Genomic DNA, 17,744 nt, shown 5'->3' on the forward strand with positions numbered 1-17,744 from the left:
GCTAAAATTGCCGTTGGGGTGTTCAAATAATGGCGTTTCCTCTTACGGCGGAGCGTCGTCCTAAACGGAAACCCGGGCATTTTCACGCAGCAGCTTTTCGAACCCCTGTGCTGACATCGGTTTGGAAAGCCAATAACCCTGAAGCGCGTCGCATCCGATAGCGGTGAGAACGCGCGCATGTTGTTCGGTCTCGACGCCTTCTGCTATAACATTGATATTCAATGTCTTTCCGATATCGACGATGGACTTTACAATCGCACGTTGCTCACGCGAACGGGTGATGGGTAAAACCAACTCGCGTGCAATCTTCAGCCCGTTGGGGGCGACTTTCAGCAGCCCTGTGATCGATGTGTAGCCTGTGCCGAAATCGTCCACATCGATATTGATACCAAGGCTCCGTATCTGCTTCAGATTGTAGGCACTCACATCGTCCTGCTGATCGAGGAAGATCGATTCCAGCAGCTCGAATGTCAGGACGCCCACAGGCAGATCCATATTCTGCAACGAGGGGACGAGCGCGGGGTCGCTCAGTCTGTGCGGCGAAAGGTTGAGCGAAAGCTTTGGCGGGTTGAGCCCTTCGTCGCTCCAGCGCCGGTGGTCTTCGAGTGCCTGTGTGAGGATACTGGTGTCGATGATGTTCATCAGATTCATCGACTGGGCGAGCGGAATGAAACTGGCGGGTTCGCCGAACGTACCGTCACGGTGATTCCACCGTGCAAGTGTCTCGATCCCCTGAATTTTCAGCGTACGGGCATCGTATTGGGGCTGGTAAAAGGGAACAAAGGCATTCTCGTCGACAGCCCTCATCAGTCGATCAGAGGGCGTGCGATCGAGCGACGCGGTAGCCCGGATTTCCGGAGTATAATGCAGGATCTGACCGCGCCCCTTGGACTTGGCGGCCTTCATTGCTAGGTCGCTCTCGTTGAGCAATTCGGTTGCTGACGAGGCCTTTGCACCAACTTCCAGGCTGGAAAGGCCAATACAGGCACTTATGCGGAAATGGGCATCATTGACCGTGATCGGCTTTGCCAGTTCGAGCAGTATGCGTTTAGCGACTTGTTGGAGACTGGAGGATCCGCGTTCCTGGCTCCAGAGCATAGCGAACTCGTCGCCGCCCATGCGACCAACAAAGTCGTTATGCTTGGATAGGCCGAGTAGTACCCTTGCCACATGACGCAGGACCATGTCGCCTGCCTCATGGCCGTAGCTGCTGTTGATCGCCTTGAAGTCATCAATATCGATCTGGACAAGCGCCACATGGGTGTCTGTGCCTGTAGCAATACTGATCCGGCGGGTCAGCTCATCTTCGAGATAACGCCGATTCGGAAGCGAGGTGAGATAGTCGTGCATTGCTGCATATTCAATGTCCGATTTTGCCCGGTCCAGCTCAAAATTGCGGGCCTCGGCCAGCTGTTTGGCGGTTAGAAGATCCTGACGCAGGCGGGCTTCGTCGGTTACGTCCCAGTTGATGCCGACGACAATGTCTTCGCCGTCTTCATTCCTGACAAGCCGTGCCAGGTGGCGCACATGGCGGAGTGCAGCGTCATTTTCGCGGTAAATCCTGAATTCTTCGGATAGCGGCGGCCCGTCGGGAACAAGTGACAGTTCGAGGGCTTGCGACCGCTTCAGGTCGTCCGGATGAATAAGATCAAGGAGCCTTTGAATATCAATATGTTCGGGCCGATCGCTGAGGCCATAGATTTCACTGATCCGCGAGTCCACATAGAGGCGTTTTCGGGTGCGGTTGTTCTCGAAAACGCCGATTTGCGATGTCTTCAGTGCCAGTTCCAGCCGTTGGCGGGTATGGGCAAGCAGGGCCTCGGCATTCTTACGGTCGGTGATATCGTGATCCGTTCCGATGATGCGGGCAGGCCTGTTGTCGGGAAAAAACTCCACTGCGTCACCACGGCATTCAATCCAGATCCAGTGGCCATGACAATGACGCTCGCGATATTCGAAGTTCATGAACTTCAGGTCGCCTGCCTTCTGGCGCTCAATCGCGTAAGCGACGAACTCGCGGTCATCGGGATGGACCATTTGCAGCCATTCCTGGGTGCTGGCGAAAGGTGTTGCACCGGTCGAGGCGTAACCTCGCATGGACCGCCAGGTCTGCGAATAGAAGTGTTCACGCCGTCGGTAGTCGTGATCCCAGACACCAAGGCCGGAACTGACGAGCGCGTAGTTCCAGCGCCGCGCTCGCTCGCTCTCAAGGGCCTCTTGCGTTTTTTGGGAATGGATATCTACAAAATAGACCAGCCCGTGGGTGAGGGTTTCGCCTTCTTTCTTCGGGAGTGCGGCGGTCGTCGCCTGCACCCACCGCCATGGCCCGTCGGCGTGTTGGCCGACCCTGAGCTCACATTTGCGATCTTTACCACGACAATTGGTCGAAGACCTGATCAGGCTTTTCAGAAGGCCCTGGTCTTCGGGATGTATCCAGTCAAAAATACACTGACCTTCGGGTCTCGTGCTGTGGGTAAGGGATTGGAAGTTTTGATTGGCGGCGGCAATCGTGAACGCACTCAATTCAAGCGCAACATAGGCAAGCGGAGAAAGCTCGGTCACCGCAATGGCAAGTTCTGTCTGACCCAGAAAATCCGAATCCCTTGTATCCCTCGTCAATCGGGTATCCTTGTTCTCTAGTGCGGGCTTTCGAAGGGGCTGTTGCCACCGGTCCGAATTCTCGATGCCGCCGCACCTTGTCACGCGATTCATGGTACGTTCAATTTAAATAGTCGGCTCCAATACTTAAGCAACTCTTGCCCGATGGAAGCAGTGTGATCAATGAAGACAGAATGTCAATTCCATCCATTAGCAACCTATGCGATTACGTGTACGCGGCGGCCTGGAGACGTGGCTGCGCTTCAGCCCCGGAGGCGTGCCTGCTGACACTGTCGTCAGGCGTGATCGCAATCAATCTCATCGAGCGTGCGGGATCTAGCGCAGCCCGGAAACGAAACGCCCGAACATCAGCGTGCCTTCCGGCCAGGGGCCGAAGCCCGCCTTGTCGTTGATATGGCCGGCTTCGCCGATATCGAAAAAATTGGCGCCCCAGGCGGCGGCAATGTCGCGTGCCGGCTCGAAACGTCCGAACGGATCATTGCGGCTGGCAATAACGATTGTTGGGAACGGCAGCGGGTCGTGCGGGTAGGGGCCGAAGGTCATCATGTGTTTCGGGCGCACTGACGGGTTGTCGACCTCAGGCGGCGCGACGAAGAAGGCGCCGGCAACGCGTTTCCTGAACTCCGGGATCGCCAGCACCGATGTCGGAATGCCGAGCGAATGGGCGACAAGCACCACGGGACGTTCAGCGCGGTTCACCTCTTCGGCGAGCCGTGCGATCCAGTCCTCGCACACAGGCTTTGACCAGGCTTCCTGCTCCACACGACGCGCAGTGGAAAGCTTTTTCCCACCGGGTCTGCCAGTGGTCAGGGCCGGCATTCTTATAGCCGGGTACGATCAGAATCTCGGTTTCGGAAATCTTCATGGCAATTCACATGATGCTTGAGATGGCTGCGCCCGGAAAATTCCCGGACGCGGCAGATTGGTTTTATGTCTCGTCCCGGCAACGCTCAGCTTTCGCCGAAAACCCGTTTGAAGATCGTATCGGCATGCTTGGTATGATAGCCAAGGTCGAATTTTTCGCGGATCTTGTCTTCGGAAAGCGCAGCCGTCACTTCACTGTCGCCCAGCAGCTCTTCGAGGAAGTCCTTGCCTTCCTCCCAGACCCTCATGGCGTTGCGCTGCACCAGACGATAGGCATCCTCGCGCGAGACGCCGGCCTGCGTCAGCGCCAGCAGAACGCGCTGGGAATGCACGAGGCCGCGGAACTTGTTGAGGTTGTCCATCATGTGGTCGGGATAGACCAGAAGCTTGTCGATCACGCCGGTCAGCCGCGTGAGTGCGAAATCAAGCGTTACCGTAGCATCGGGTCCGATCATGCGTTCGACGGAGGAGTGCGAGATATCGCGCTCGTGCCAGAGCGCAACGTTTTCCATCGCCGGAAGCGCATAGCCCCGGACCATGCGGGCGAGGCCGGTCAGGTTTTCCGTCAGCACGGGATTGCGCTTGTGCGGCATGGCGGACGAGCCTTTCTGGCCCGGGGAGAAATATTCTTCCGCTTCCAGCACTTCGGTGCGTTGCAGGTGGCGGATTTCGGTCGAAAGCCTTTCAACGGACGACGCGACCACGCCAAGGGTTGCGAAGAACATGGCATGGCGGTCGCGCGGAATAACCTGTGTCGAGACCGGCTCGGGCTTCAGCCCCATGGCATCTGCAACATGTTCTTCGACGCGCGGATCGATATTGGCGAAGGTGCCGACGGCGCCGGAAATGGCGCAGGTGGCGATCTCCTCGCGGGCGGCGACAAGGCGAGCGCGGCAACGGTCGAATTCCGCATAGGCCTGCGCCAGCTTGATGCCGAAGGTCGTCGGCTCGGCGTGGATGCCGTGCGAGCGTCCGATGGTGATCGTGTCCTTGTGTTCGAAGGCACGGCGCTTCAGAGCGGCTAGCAGTCCGTCAAGGTCTTCCAGCAGCAGGTTGCTGGCGCGTACGAGCTGGACACTGAAACAGGTATCGAGAACGTCCGAGGAGGTCATCCCCTGGTGGACGAAGCGGGCATCTGGTCCGACGATTTCGGACAGATGGGTCAGGAAGGCGATGACATCGTGCTTGGTTACGGCCTCGATCTCGTCGATGCGCGCGACGTCGAAGGTGGCCGCGCTGCCCTTTTCCCAGATGGTCTTGGCGGCGCCTTCCGGGATCACACCGATTTCCGCCAATGCGTTGCAGGCGTGAGCCTCGATCTCGAACCAGATGCGGAACTTGGTTTCCGGCGACCAGATGTCTGTCATTTGCGGGCGGGAATAGCGCGGTATCATCGGGGCAGTGATCCTTGTTCAAAGTCTTGCTGACGGGCGTTTTGAGGCCTGACACGCTCTAGAGCATTTTTTCCGCAAAGGAAACGGCGCGGACGGCCAAAACCCTCTCAGGGGCTGAACGGAACGACGATCCAGCGGCCGTCCGGTCCCTCAAAACCGTGGCTGAGAACGGTGATCAGCGCCACATGGACCGCATCGTCGCTGCCGCCGCCATAGGTCATCACACCGCCAAGCCGGTAGTCCGTTGGACAGTTGCGGCTGGTGGGCACGCGGCTGTCCTCATGGATCGTGCGGCTTTCGCCATCGGGTCTGGTATAGGATAGCCGGAAGCCCCGCGCATCCGGCGTGATCGTGGCACAGGCGGCAATCGGGTCGAGCGCAAAGGTTTCGAGCGAAAGCGTGCCGACGGATTGCAGGTTCGGATGGGCGCGATAGCGGATCGTCTGGCTGTCGCCCTCGATCTCCTCCGTAACCGGGTTGAAGGCGGCCAGCCAGCCAGGATGGGCCAGCAGGTTATAGTCCTGGATCAGCGGCAGGGCCTCGCCGACGGCGAGGCCGCGGACCGAACTAATGGTCGCGTTCTCATCCTCTTCTCGGACCCGGAACGGTGTTTCATCGAGAAATGCGTCACGCTCCGTGTCGATAAAAAAGATGTTGGAATAGGGAAATCCGGAGCCGTCTTCCACGCCGAATTCCTCGAATGCGAAAACACTTCCGTCATCGGAAAAGCCGAGTGGCGTGAAGGTTGCGAAATCGCCGGCGGTGGCGATCGAGGCCGAAAGCCCCAAAGCCGCCATCAGTCCGGCTAATGGCAATAACCGCGGCATGTCGTCTTCCTCCTATTGTTCGGCGGCGCGCAGGGCCTCGATTGGCACTTTGTAGCTGCCTTGTTCCGCTTTCCCGAAAATCGCCGAGCCGGCAACGAGAGCATTGGCACCCGCTTTGGTGACCGCGCCGACTGTATCGGGAGCGATGCCGCCGTCGACCTCAAGGTCGATGGGCCTGTCGCCGATCAGCGCGTTAGCCTGCTCGATCTTGCGCAAGGTGGCGGGAATGAACTTCTGGCCGCCAAAGCCCGGATTGACCGTCATGATCAGGATCAGGTCGAGGTCGTCGATCACGTGTTCGATCATCGAAACCGGCGTTGCCGGGTTAAGGGCCACGCCTGCTTTCTTGCCGAGGTTACGGATGGTCTGCAGCGAACGGTGAAGGTGTGGTCCGGCTTCTTCATGCACGGTGATGATGTCGCAGCCGGCCTTGGCGAAGGCCTCGAGATAGGGATCTGCGGGGGCGATCATCAGGTGGCAGTCAAAGATCGCATCGGTATGTCGGCGCAGCGCCTTGACGACCGGCGGGCCGAAGGTGATGTTCGGCACGAAATGGCCGTCCATGATGTCGAGATGGACCCAGTCGGCACCATCATCGATGACGGCTTTGACGTCCGCGCCGAGATCTGAAAAATCGGCAGACAGTATGGACGGTGCAATACGCAGGGGACGTTTCACTTCACTCTTCCTCAATGCTGGCCCTTCAGGCCATTCTCAAAATTTGTCGCCTCCGCGCTCACTGCCGTTCGCTGTCGAATACAGGGACGAACTGCTCATCCTGCCAGCGCAGAAGAAAGAAGGGGTTGTCGGCAAGCTCGTGTTGCCCGGTGAATGTGACAGGGCCGATCGCTGTGTCGAACGTATTGTTCAAAAGCGCGTCTTCAACACCGCCTGGCTCGTCGCTTGCGGCATCAAGCGCCTGCACGGCAAGCTGAACTGCCGCCGCTCCGGGCATGACATAGCCTTCGGGTACGATGCCGCTGGCGCGGGCTTCGTCGGCAATGTTCGCGGCAGGTGGCATCTCCCCATATTCGGGCAGTGCAATGGCCAGCACGCCGTTTGCAAGCGGCACATCGGTTTCCGCCGCACGCAGTCCGTCGTCACCGAGGAGCCTCAGCGCTTCGCCTTGTTCGCGCGCATCCCTGCCGATGATCGCGACATCGCCGCGGGTGCCGCCAACAAGCACATGGGTGGCGCCGGTCTGTGCCAGGCGGCGGACAAGGGCGAGCTGCTGTTGCTGGGCCGGACGGAACGTGTCGATAAACACAGGCTCCAGCCCCCGCGCCTCGATGGCGTTGCGCACGGCATTGACCAGTTCGCGGTAATAGATTGTGCCGTCGTCGATCAAGGCCACCGGTTGATCCACCCATTCGGTCATGATCAGCTCCGCGATCCCGTCGATCTGGTCTTGGCGGTTGGGTGCCATGCGGTAAAGCGGCCAGCCATTGTCGAGCGCATCCGCCATCAGCGGCAACGACCGGACGGAAACTGTAACGGCGGGAATCTTGGTTTCGCTCAGACGGGGAAGGGCACCGCGCAATGTCTCGCTGCAGAAGAAGCCGATGGCGATTTCGACCCCGCCGTCGGCAAGCGCATCGGCCACGCCTGCGCCGCTGTCATCCTCGCAGCTCTCGTCGACCAGTGTCAGTTCGGCACCCGTGCGGGCTGCGGCAAGGGCGGCGCCGTCCAGCATCTGCTTGCCGAGAATGGCATAGTCGCCGCTCAGCGGCACAACGATACCAACCCGGCTCTCCTGGGCTAGGACGGGTACGGTTGCCATGAACGACATCACCGCGAGTGCAAGGCGGGCCGGGAATGATCTCATGCTGCGGGTCGTGTTCTCACTCTTGCGCGTTGAATCGAATCATACCTCTTGCCAGAGGCAGGGGCAACGCCGTAAGTACCCGGACAAGGAGATGAGGGGGCGGTTTTTGTCTATTTCACCAGATCAGCGGTATCACGATTTTCATGAATGAAGACCAAAAGTTTCCCCGGAGCTATCGCGATGCGATGGCGCGCTTTGCCGGTCATGTCCAGGTCGTCACGACGGCGCATGGCGGTGCGATCCGCGGCATTACTGCGACGGCCTGCTGTTCCGTCTCCGATGCGCCGCCGACCGTTCTTGCCTGCGTGAACCGGCTGAACGAAAAGAACGCCATCTTCCTTGAAAGCGGTAATTTTGCACTCAACACGCTCGGCGCCCGCCACAAGCCGATTGCCGATGCCTTTTCAGGTCTTGGCAGTCTTTCGACGGCGGAGCGTTTTGCCTTGGGCTCATGGACGTTGAATGGCAGCGGCGCGCCGGTGTTGGAAAATGCGTTCGCCAGCTTCGACTGCCGTCTGATCGAGGCGAAGGCTATGTCGACGCACTGGATCCTGATCGGCGAGGTCGTTGATGTCGCGCTCGGCACGGAGGATGAAGCGCTGATGTATTACCAGCGCGCTTACCGTACCCTGTGACTGTCACAAAATTGTGTAAAAAACAGGCTTGACTAAAAAAACAGCATCAGTTATTGATAGACGTATACTGAAAGATTATTATAAGTCTTTATCGCATAACTTTTGGATGAAGGTGAGTTCACTTTAATCCTATTCAATGTATATCAAACGAACTGTTTTCTGAAACAATTAGAGCCGCACTTCACTCCCAGGAAGTGCGGCTCTTTCTCGTTTGCGTTGCTTTTGGTCGCGCGTGATTATCTGTGCGGCCCGGCAAAGAGTTCATCTACCGGCAGAGATCAGTTCTTGGCGCCGATCAGCATGAAGGCCGGAATATCATCGCCGAATCCAACCGGTGTATGATCGTCATCGCGGTCACGACGGCGAGAACGCTTGCGGTCATCATTGGCAGGCCTGTTGCTGACGGCAGGCTTTTTGTCTGCGGTGGTTTCCGGTTTTGAGGCGCGATTGTCCTGTGCTGGCACAGCTTTGGGCTCACTCTGTCTGGCCGGGGAGGGCGCGGCTGTTTGCTTCTTTGCGGTGCGGCGGGTGCGCGGTTCGGCTTTTTCACCGGCTTCTGCGGGCGCGATCGAGGAGAGGTTACCATCTTCCCAGTCAATCTTGCGATCGATCAGCTTTTCGATTGCGTCGATGAATTTGGCGTCCTTCGCCGTGGCGATCGTGAACGACTTGCCCTTGCGACCCGCACGGCCCGTACGACCGATGCGGTGAACATAGTCTTCTGCGTGGATCGGCACATCATAATTGAAGACGTGGCTCACATCCGGAATGTCGAGACCGCGAGCGGCAACATCGGAGGCCACCAGCAGCGGCAGCTTGCCGTCGCGGAAGTTCTGCAGGATCGTGGTGCGCGAATGCTGGTCCATGTCACCGTGCAGCGCGCCGCAGGGATATTCATGACGCTGCAGCGAGCGCAGTACATCGGCGACCGATTTCTTGCGGTTGCAGAAGATGATCGCGTTTTTCAGGTCGTCCTGCCGGTCAATGATGGCGCGCAGCGTTTCGCGTTTTTCGTAGTCCTTGCCCTTTGAAGCCACGAGCTTCTGCTCGACCGTAGCCGCAGTGGACGACGGCGGGGCGACCTCGATACGGGCCGGATTCTGGAGAAACTTGTCAGCGAGCTTCTGGATTTCCGGTGGCATGGTCGCGGAGAAGAACAGTGTTTGCCGTGTGAACGGAATAAGCTTGGCGATCCGTTCGATATCGGGAATGAAGCCCATGTCGAGCATGCGGTCAGCCTCGTCGATGACGAGGATCTCGACACCGGTCATCAGAAGTTTGCCGCGCTCAGTATGGTCCAGCAGGCGTCCGGGCGTGCAGATCAGCACATCAGCGCCGCGTTCGATCTTGCGGTCCTGTTCGTCGAAGGAAACGCCACCGATCAGGAGCGCAACGTTGAGCTTATGGTTTTTGCCGTATTTATCGAAGTTCTCAGCCACCTGGGCTGCAAGTTCACGGGTCGGCTCCAAAATGAGCGTGCGGGGCATGCGTGCCCGGGCCCGTCCGCGCTCCAGCAGTGTGAGCATCGGCAGTACGAAAGAGGCAGTCTTGCCGGTGCCGGTCTGGGCGATACCGCAAACATCCCGACGCGTCAGTGCGTGGGGTATCGCGCCCTCCTGAATGGGGGTCGGCTCGCTATAGCCGGCTTCGGTCACAGCGGTAAGTACTTTGGGACTAAGCCCAAGATCTGAAAATGAGGTCAAAGGGAAACGTGTTCCGTGTTGTCGTTGACAAAAAGACGGGTGCTTGGCCGTCATAGCTTGTACGAGGGCGGGATAGTATTAAACGACACAAGAGTCAAGAAAACCCGGAAGTCTCGGGGCTTCCGGGTCGGGTCGGACCGGTCTTGATCCGGCGCGCAGCCCGGGGCAGGGATCAGCCGGCGGCCTGTCCGCGAACGGCGGCGAGAACGGCCTTGGCATGTCCGTCGACCTTAACCTTCCGCCAGACCTGTTCGACAATGCCCTCAGGCGAGATCAGGAAGGTTGATCGCTCGATGCCCATGAACTTCTTGCCATACATGCTTTTTTCCTTCCAGACGCCGAATGCTTCTGCGACAGCGTGGTCTTCGTCGGAGCCAAGAAGCACCGACAGGTCATGCTTCTTCTCGAACTTCGCGTGGCTGGCGAGCGTGTCGGGCGATATGCCGATGACGATGGCATTTGCCTCGGCGAAGGATTCCGAAAGCGCGGAAAAATCGATCGCCTCGACCGTGCATCCCTTGGTATCGTCCTTGGGGTAAAAATAGAGAATCAGCTTTTTGCCAGATGCATCGGAAAGCGTGAAGTTGCGCCCGTCGGAAACAGGCATGTCAAATTCAGGGGCCTTGACGCCCATGGTCACGTCGTTCATCGATAGCACTCCTCGTTCATTTCATGTTCAAGTCCAATTCCTGATATAGGGCTTCAGGCAGAAGGTCCGGTGCGGTTTCTCGGCTTGCCATGTAAGCTCTTCATCGCGATGATCATAACCGCGATTGAAGGGATTTGCGTCGGACAAGCCTTCGGTCCAGCGTTTTTTCTCATACGGTGCGGATTTGAGCGACAATAACGATAAAGAAAGCTTTATTCGCGGAGAGCGCACACGGTTCGGCAGACGCGAAATGACGTCGTTTCACGAGATGCCCTCGGCACAGACGAGCGATCCGCTGATTGTGCATACCCGTCCCCATCGCTCTTTTTCGCACGCATGCGCGCGCGGGCTCATGTTTCTCGTGCTTGCCTTGGCAATTCTGTTCGCCGCCATTTTCTATGTCATCGAGAGCGGCTCACTGGATCGCTTTCTGGCGGAAAAGGCTAATGAACAGATCCGCACAGCCATGCCGAAAGGCTACCATGCCCGCATAGACGCCGCGGCATTGCGGCTCGGCGCAGGCCTCTCGCTTCGGCTCAATGTAACCGGTGTGGAGCTGATCGGGCCGGAGGAAAAGAAGATCGCGTCAATCGGCGTTCTCAGTTTCGCAATAGACCCGGTCAGTCTTGCTCGCGCGCAGATTTCCGTGAACTCCGTCTCAGCAGACGACATCGACATCAACTCATCCGCGTTACCCTCGACGGGCACTTTCCGACTGACCGAGCATCGCGTCGACAGCTTGCCGATCTTTGTCGAACAGGTATTCGTCCAAAGTGATTTTGTGCGCGGCGTGCTGAGCGCCGCTGAAACGCAGACGATTCATCTGAGCAATATCGCATTTCCGGTCGGCAGTGCGTCGCCCGGCAAGACCGTTTCTGTCGATATCCGCGATGTCGATCTCAACCTTCTGCCGGATGGTGTCCTGCGCATCGACGGGGCAATTGCTCTCGACGGGACAGTGACCGGATTTTCTCTTGAGTCGGTATCCGAGCGTGGACGCACCAAAAGTCTGCAGGCCGAAGTCAGCAATCTCGTGCTGACGCCGTTTCTGATGCGCCAGAACGAAAGCGGCGATCCGATGATCGGGGTCGAGGGCACGGCCGACATGGCGATCGCACTGACACGTACCGCCTTGGGCGAAGCGCCGGGTGTTGTTGCCGAGTTGGACGTGGCCAAAGGCCGTTTCATCATCGATTCGATTGCGCGTCCGTTTTCCGATGCACAGCTCGACCTGTCCTACGATCCGGAAAAACACTCACTCGAGCTGACGGACTCCTCGATCGATTTTGACGGAAGCCTTCTTCCCTTTACCGCTGGCATCCTCGATCTGGACCAGTTGAACCCGGGGGCGGAAGAGGCTGGTTATGCGCTTGACGTTCTGGTGCGTGGCGGGCGTTTCAAATCGCGCGAGCCGGGAATGCCGCCACTGATCTTCGATGCCAAGTTTACCGGCGAATACCATGCCGCAACGCCGCGGTTGCTGCTGGATAATATCGCCGTTAGCTCGCCGCAGGGCCTGATGGCGGCTTCGTTCAAGGCAGTCTTCGGTGACGGCAGCCCGGAGCTGAGTTTCGGCGCGCGCATCGAGCACATGGATACAGAGGCCGTCAAGCAATTGTGGCCGTTCTGGATCGCCCGCAAGCCGCGCGAATGGGTCAGTAACAACCTGCACGGAGGCGTCGTCACCAACGGTGATATCGCCATTTACCTGCCCAAGGGACGTATTGAGGGGCAGGGCGTACCGGTCAATCTCGATGAAACGGAGATGAAGATCGCCTTCGATATCGACGACACCCGGATCACGCTCAATGACCAGTTTCCCGACGTCAACCGCAGCGATGCGCGTGTCACCATCAATGGCGGCAGGGTGGATGTCGAAATCGAGGAAGGAACGCTCAACCTCGCCAAGGGGCAGACTATTGAGCTACGGGAAGGCACATTCGCCATTGCCGACAGCTACAGCAAACCCCTTACCGGTCAGGTAGACGTCATACTCTCAGGCGATGTTCGCGATCTTGTCGAGCTGGCTGCGGCGCCGCCCATTAACGCTTTGAAGGGTGAAACCCTTTCGAAGGATGATTTTTCAGGCGGGGCGGAAGTCAATGTCAAGGCCAGCTTCCCGTTGGATCACGGCTCTGGAACCATGCCGGCCGAGTGGGGCGTTGTTGCTGACATCACCGATGGCAGGATTTTGAAACCGATCAATGGGTATGCTGTCGCCGATCTCGATGGCCTGCTGGAAATCGTGCCCGGCAATATCGCATTCGAGGGGCAGGGAACAGCCAACGGCGTGCTGCTCGATATCCAGTGGAGCAACCCGCTCGGGCAAAATAAAGCCCGGGAGACGGAATTGTGGTTGTCCGCCGACCTCGACGACGCCGGCCGCGAGAAACTTGCCCCGGGGCTGGGAAGCTATGTCAGCGGCCCGATTTCCATGACCGTTCAGAACGAAAAAGATGCCAACCGGATCACGCTTGATCTGAGGAACAGTGTGCTGTCATTGCCCTGGTTGGGGTGGGAGAAGCCAAAGGGCGCGCCAGCCAGCCTGGCATTTCTCGTGAGAGGCGGCGAAAACGGCGTTACGGTTCTCGAAGATCTGCGGTTGATGGGCGGTGAACTTTCGGCCAGAGGCCGGGTCACGCTCGACAAGGATGGATTGCTCTCGACCACGCTGACCGATGTCGCACTGTCGAAAGGTGACAACGTCAATATTGGCATACAACGTGAAAAAAACGGGCTGGATGTTGTCGTCACCGGACGGAATTTTTCTGCCGCGCCGCTGCTGGATCACCTGACGAAAAGCGAGAGCGGCGGCAAGGCTAAGGCGGCGAACGGTAACAATGCCAGTGTCCAATTCAATTTCGCACGGGTAACCGGTGAGGGGGGCGCCAGCTTTCGACAGTTTCCGGTCGTCTCGTTGTGCGCGACGGTGATGTTGCATCGGGTGCAATGTCGGCGACGACCGCGACGGGGCAGCCGGTCACCCTCGATATTGGCCGCGACAATGGAGACAGGACGCTCGAGCTTCGCACGGCCGGGACGGGCGCTTTGCTGCGTTTTCTCGGAGTCTATCAGAGAATGACCGGCGGTACGCTTGATCTCAATATGATCGAGACAGACCACGGGTGGCAGGGACTGCTCAATCTGGCTGAATTCCGTCTCGTCAACGAGCAACAGCTGAAGACGTTGCTGTCGTCACCCACGGCAAGCAATGGCACGAGCCTGAATGCGGCCTACCGCAATCAGATTAACGAGACGGATCAGCGCTTTCAGCGTGCTCAGGCCGTGATTGATATCTCAAACGGCGTCTTGCAGGTTTCAGATGCCTTCGTGCGTGGCGAACAGGTGGGGGCAACCTTCAAGGGCGTGGTGCGCGATGCCGCCGGCAATATCGACATGACCGGCACCTTCATGCCTGCTTACGGCCTCAATCGGATCTTTGCCGAAATCCCGATCTTCGGGCCGCTTCTCGGCAATGGCAACGACAAGGGGCTTTTCGGGATCACCTTCAAGCTCACCGGCAAGACCGCGGACCCCGATCTTATCGTCAACCCACTTTCAGCCATCGCACCTGGCGTCTTCCGCAAGATTTTCGAGTTTCAGTAATTGAAAAAGGCGGGCATCGCGCCCGCCTTCAGGAAAGACCCGGACTGACAATCTGTCACGACGGACGGACGAGCATGTGTTTCTTCTTGCCGAGTGAAAGCTTGATGATGCCGTCGTCGGTGATGGCGTCCATGGCAACCGACATACGCTCGTCAGTCACGGCCTTGTCGTTGAGCTTGACTGCGCCACCTTTGATGTGACGGCGGGCCTCTCCGTTGGAGCCGGCAAACCCGGCTTGAACCAGAAGCGTCAGAATCCCGATGCCGGCCTCGAGTTCCGGTTTGGCGATCTCGATTGTCGGCAGGTTTTCGGCAACCGCACCTTCCTCGAAGGTCTTTCGTGCCGTTTCTGCTGCCTCTTCTGCGGCCTGACGACCATGCAGCATGGCGGTCACTTCGGTGGCGAGGATCTTCTTCACCGCGTTCAGTTCCGAACCACCAAGTGCGGAAAGTCGTGTGATCTCGTCCATCGGCAGTGTCGTGTAGAGCTTCAGAAAGCGTGAAACATCTGCGTCTTCGGTGTTGCGCCAGAACTGCCAGAAGTCATAGGCCGACAGCATATCCGGGTTGAGCCAGATCGCGCCATTTGCAGACTTGCCCATCTTGGCGCCGGAAGCGGTGGTCAAAAGCGGCGCTGTCAGCGCATAAAGCTGCGGCGCATCCATGCGGTGGCCAAGGTCGATGCCATTGACGATATTGCCCCACTGGTCCGAACCGCCCATCTGCAGGCGGCAACCGTAGTTCCTGGAGATCTCCACAAAGTCGTAGGCCTGCAGGATCATGTAGTTGAATTCGAGGAACGACAGCGACTGTTCGCGATCAAGGCGTGTCTTGACGCTGTCGAAGGACAGCATCCGGTTGACCGAGAAATGGCGGCCGACATCGCGCAGGAATTCCAGATAATTGATGTCACGCAGCCAGTCTGCATTGTTGATCATCAGGGCAGGGGCTTCGGCACGCTCAAAGTCGATGTAATTGGCAAAGACGCGCTGGATCGAGGCGATATTGTCCGCGATAGTGTCAACCGTCATCAGCTTGCGGGCCTCGTCCTTGAAAGAGGGATCGCCGACCATGCCTGTGCCGCCGCCCATCAGCGAGATAGGCCTGTGGCCGGTCTTCTGGAACCAGTGCAGCATCATGATCTGGATCAGCGAACCGGCGTGCAGGCTGGGTGCGGTCGGATCGAAGCCGATATAGGCCGTCACCTGCTCCTTCGTGAGAAGGTCATCGAGGCCGGTCTCATCGGAAATCTGATGAATGAAACCGCGCTCGGAAAGCGTGTGCAGGAATTCGGATTTGAAATTCGGCATGGCTGATCTTTTCGTCGCTAGTATTCGGGTAGATTGAGGAACGGGCGCGCTTTAGCATGGTTTGCCGGTGCTTCCCACATCTTTTGCCGCCGCGATCAGCTCCCGGCCCGGATATGGCCTATTTCGACTGTCGGATATAGGATTTGATGTGATAGGCGGCGGCGAAGACGAGAAACACGAATGGCAACCAGACGGGTAGCTCCCCGCCGTCCACCACCGTTATCAGACCGACGGCATAGAGCGGCAGAAGCAGGATGACGCCGGTGACGACCCCGGGAGAGTATTTGCGAAGTCTGATCACGCCATAGACATGGAAGAGCGCGTTGACCGCCATTGCCGTGGAAAGCCCGAGAAAGATCGACGCGCCGCTGGGACTGTCGCCGTAGAACAGCCCGAGCGCGGCGATAAACATCACCGCCGTGTTGATGAAGACGAGATAGCCAAACCGGATGCCGGTCGTCTTCGGCGGCACGAGTTCGCGATACCATTCGATGAAGCCGCCCGGAAAATAGAACTCTTCGGTGACGTGCAACATCAAGGCGATGGCCAGGAATAGCGAGAAATGCGAGGGGCTGAGCAAGGGCGTTCTCCGCGATATGGTAGTATCAAAGCCAGAATGGCCCGCTTGGCGCGATACGCAACAGCTATTTCGAAAGATGCGGGAAAGCCGAGCGAAGGATGCCGCGTATGGCCTGGAGCTGGCGGCACCCAAAAAACTCGGGAGTTGAGGGTGCCTGCTATCAACGAACTGCGGAGGCGGGCCGTGGCGGGGCTTTTTCCCGCTGTCTTGGCGGCCGATTTTGCTCTATTGCCGGGCAATCGACATAAAATCGAACATCAGATCATGGCTTTTCCGATTCCCGACCTCCCTGTGACAGAAAGCGCCCGGCTTTCATTTTCCGTGTTCGCGCCGCAGGACGCGGCCTTGCTGGCAGATCTTCACTCAGATCCTGAAGGCGAACGTTATCTGTTTCGCGACGGCATGGTCTGGAGTGAGGCCTATGCCGCATCCGAGATTACCAAATGGCGTCAGACTTTTGCAGAAAGGGGCTACAGCAAGTTCAAGCTGACCCGGAAGTCGGATGGTGCGTTTCTTGGTCGGGCCGGCTTCGGCTTCGATGAAACCCACGGCGTTGCCGAGCTTGGCTATTCGATAGCCCGGGCTGAATGGGGGAAGGGGTATGCGACGGAAGCGGCTGCACGTCTTGCCCGCTGGATTTTCGAAGAAAGGCTTGCTGAGCGCTTTATCGCCTTTGCCGTGCCGGAAAACGCGGCCTCGGTCGCGGTCCTGCGGAAAATCGGGATGCGCGAGATCGCGCCGCTTACCGTCAAGGGTATTGTCTGCGCCAGCTTCGAGATGGGCGTTGAGCGCAGATGAAATGCAAACGGCCGGGACAGGCCCGGCCGCTGTAAACAGGAATGATTTCCCTTTTACCTGATCCGCTTCGGTGCCGGTTCCGGCACCAGTTCGCCGTCGAGGCGGCGGTCGAGGTAGTCCTCGCATTCGCCTAGAAGCTCTTCGTTCTTGCCGGAGAAGAAGTGGTTTGCACCGGGAAGCGTCTTCTGCGTAACCAGAATGCCTTTCTGGGTCTTCAGCTTTTCAACCAGTCCGTTGACATCGCGCGGCGGGGAGACCTTGTCGGCATCGCCATGGATGATCAGGCCGGAGGAGGGGCAGGGGGCGAGGAAGGAAAAGTCGTAGATGTTCGGCTGCGGCGAGATCGACATGAAGCCTTCGATTTCCGGGCGGCGCATCAAAAGCTGCATACCGATCCAGGAGCCGAAGGAATAGCCGGCGACCCAGCAGGTCTTCGAGATCGGGATGCAGGCTCTGCACCCAGTCGAGCGCGGCTGCCGCGTCCGACAGTTCGCCCGAGCCATGGTCGAACTCGCCCTGGCTGCGGCCGATGCCGCGGAAATTGAAGCGTAGCGTCGTAAAGCCGCGCTTCTGGAACATGTAGAAGAGCTCGTAAACGATCGGGTTGTTCATCGTTCCGCCGAAACGCGGATGCGGGTGCAGAACGATGGCGATCGGGGCGTTCTTCTCCTTGGACGGCTGGTAACGGCCTTCAAGGCGACCAGCCGGACCGTTGAAAATCACTTCAGGCATTGGCTCTCCGGAAAAATCGGTTCAAACTTCCAAGACCGCTTGCGCCAGTCACTTTGACTTGACTAAATGGCTCAGCTTTCTTACAAACAGTTTAGAATGGTTCGAAAATAGAAGTCATCTCTTGCTGAGGTTCAAATAGGCCAAGCAGAGTAGGGATTTCAAGGAAAATGCGTCGCGGGCCGCCATTGCCTGCCGAATTAGGG

At 58.2% G+C, this 17,744-nt stretch carries 13 protein-coding genes and 2 pseudogenes; 4 read left to right on the plus strand and 11 right to left on the minus strand.

Features of this window, described 5'->3' with window-relative positions:
• Positions 1–60: 60 nt before the first annotated feature.
• The 6 genes and pseudogenes from AC0L7L_RS05590 to AC0L7L_RS05615 all read right to left on the minus strand — a co-directional run bounded on the left by AC0L7L_RS05590 (position 61) and on the right by AC0L7L_RS05615 (position 7,529).
• Positions 61–2,619, minus strand: a complete 2,559-nt coding sequence (locus AC0L7L_RS05590; RefSeq protein WP_473512580.1) for a sensor domain-containing protein — start codon at positions 2,617–2,619, stop codon at positions 61–63.
• Positions 2,620–3,021: 402 nt separating this feature from the next.
• Positions 3,022–3,484 (minus strand): annotated as a pseudogene (locus AC0L7L_RS05595) (RBBP9/YdeN family alpha/beta hydrolase); the annotation flags it as partial.
• A gap of 85 nt (positions 3,485–3,569) precedes the next feature.
• Positions 3,570–4,877 (minus strand): adenylosuccinate lyase, encoded by a 1,308-nt coding sequence (purB, locus tag AC0L7L_RS05600; protein WP_272210754.1) that lies wholly within the window; start codon positions 4,875–4,877, stop codon positions 3,570–3,572.
• A 107-nt stretch (positions 4,878–4,984) separates the two neighbouring features.
• Positions 4,985–5,704, minus strand: a complete 720-nt coding sequence (locus tag AC0L7L_RS05605; RefSeq protein WP_473512582.1) for a DUF2259 domain-containing protein — start codon at positions 5,702–5,704, stop codon at positions 4,985–4,987.
• 12 nt (positions 5,705–5,716) lie between these two features.
• Positions 5,717–6,382, minus strand: coding sequence for a ribulose-phosphate 3-epimerase (gene rpe, locus AC0L7L_RS05610; protein WP_272210756.1), 666 nt, complete (start codon positions 6,380–6,382; stop codon positions 5,717–5,719).
• A gap of 58 nt (positions 6,383–6,440) precedes the next feature.
• Positions 6,441–7,529, minus strand: a complete 1,089-nt coding sequence (locus AC0L7L_RS05615; protein WP_272210757.1) for an ABC transporter substrate-binding protein — start codon at positions 7,527–7,529, stop codon at positions 6,441–6,443.
• Between the two features lie 143 nt (positions 7,530–7,672).
• Between AC0L7L_RS05615 and AC0L7L_RS05620 the strand changes: the two genes are divergently transcribed.
• Entirely contained in the window at positions 7,673–8,164 is a 492-nt protein-coding gene (locus AC0L7L_RS05620) for a flavin reductase family protein (protein WP_272210758.1), read from the plus strand.
• 278 nt (positions 8,165–8,442) lie between these two features.
• On the opposite strand, the gene AC0L7L_RS05625 is transcribed toward AC0L7L_RS05620, so the two are convergent.
• Both AC0L7L_RS05625 and bcp read right to left on the minus strand, forming a co-directional pair.
• Positions 8,443–9,921, minus strand: coding sequence for a DEAD/DEAH box helicase (locus AC0L7L_RS05625; RefSeq protein WP_473512585.1), 1,479 nt, complete (start codon positions 9,919–9,921; stop codon positions 8,443–8,445).
• A 118-nt stretch (positions 9,922–10,039) separates the two neighbouring features.
• Positions 10,040–10,516 carry a thioredoxin-dependent thiol peroxidase gene (gene bcp, locus AC0L7L_RS05630; protein WP_473512587.1) on the minus strand — a complete coding sequence of 159 codons (477 nt, stop codon included), beginning with the start codon at positions 10,514–10,516 and terminating at the stop codon, positions 10,040–10,042.
• 250 nt (positions 10,517–10,766) lie between these two features.
• Between bcp and AC0L7L_RS05635 the strand changes: the two genes are divergently transcribed.
• Positions 10,767–13,598 (plus strand): YhdP family protein, encoded by a 2,832-nt coding sequence (locus AC0L7L_RS05635; RefSeq protein ID WP_473512589.1) that lies wholly within the window; start codon positions 10,767–10,769, stop codon positions 13,596–13,598.
• Positions 13,595–14,122, plus strand: a complete 528-nt coding sequence (locus tag AC0L7L_RS05640; RefSeq protein ID WP_473512591.1) for a hypothetical protein — start codon at positions 13,595–13,597, stop codon at positions 14,120–14,122. The genes AC0L7L_RS05635 and AC0L7L_RS05640 overlap by 4 nt, the downstream gene beginning before the upstream one ends.
• A 55-nt stretch (positions 14,123–14,177) precedes the next feature.
• Here AC0L7L_RS05640 and tyrS read toward each other — a convergent pair whose 3' ends face one another.
• The gene (gene tyrS / locus AC0L7L_RS05645; RefSeq protein ID WP_272210763.1) at positions 14,178–15,431 is read right to left on the minus strand and encodes a tyrosine--tRNA ligase; all 1,254 of its coding nucleotides are present in this window, start codon (positions 15,429–15,431) and stop codon (positions 14,178–14,180) included.
• 118 nt (positions 15,432–15,549) lie between these two features.
• The gene (locus tag AC0L7L_RS05650; protein ID WP_272210764.1) at positions 15,550–16,011 is read right to left on the minus strand and encodes an HXXEE domain-containing protein; all 462 of its coding nucleotides are present in this window, start codon (positions 16,009–16,011) and stop codon (positions 15,550–15,552) included.
• 264 nt (positions 16,012–16,275) lie between these two features.
• On the opposite strand from AC0L7L_RS05650, the gene AC0L7L_RS05655 reads away from it, so the two are divergent.
• Positions 16,276–16,809: a GNAT family N-acetyltransferase gene (locus AC0L7L_RS05655; protein WP_473512594.1), complete on the plus strand. Its 534-nt coding sequence runs from the start codon at positions 16,276–16,278 to the stop codon at positions 16,807–16,809.
• A 53-nt stretch (positions 16,810–16,862) separates the two neighbouring features.
• On the opposite strand, the pseudogene AC0L7L_RS05660 reads toward AC0L7L_RS05655, so the two are convergent.
• Positions 16,863–17,541 (minus strand): annotated as a pseudogene (locus tag AC0L7L_RS05660) (alpha/beta hydrolase).
• Between the last annotated feature and the right edge of the window lie 203 nt (positions 17,542–17,744).

Source organism: Martelella sp. K41-7, assembly GCF_055808365.1.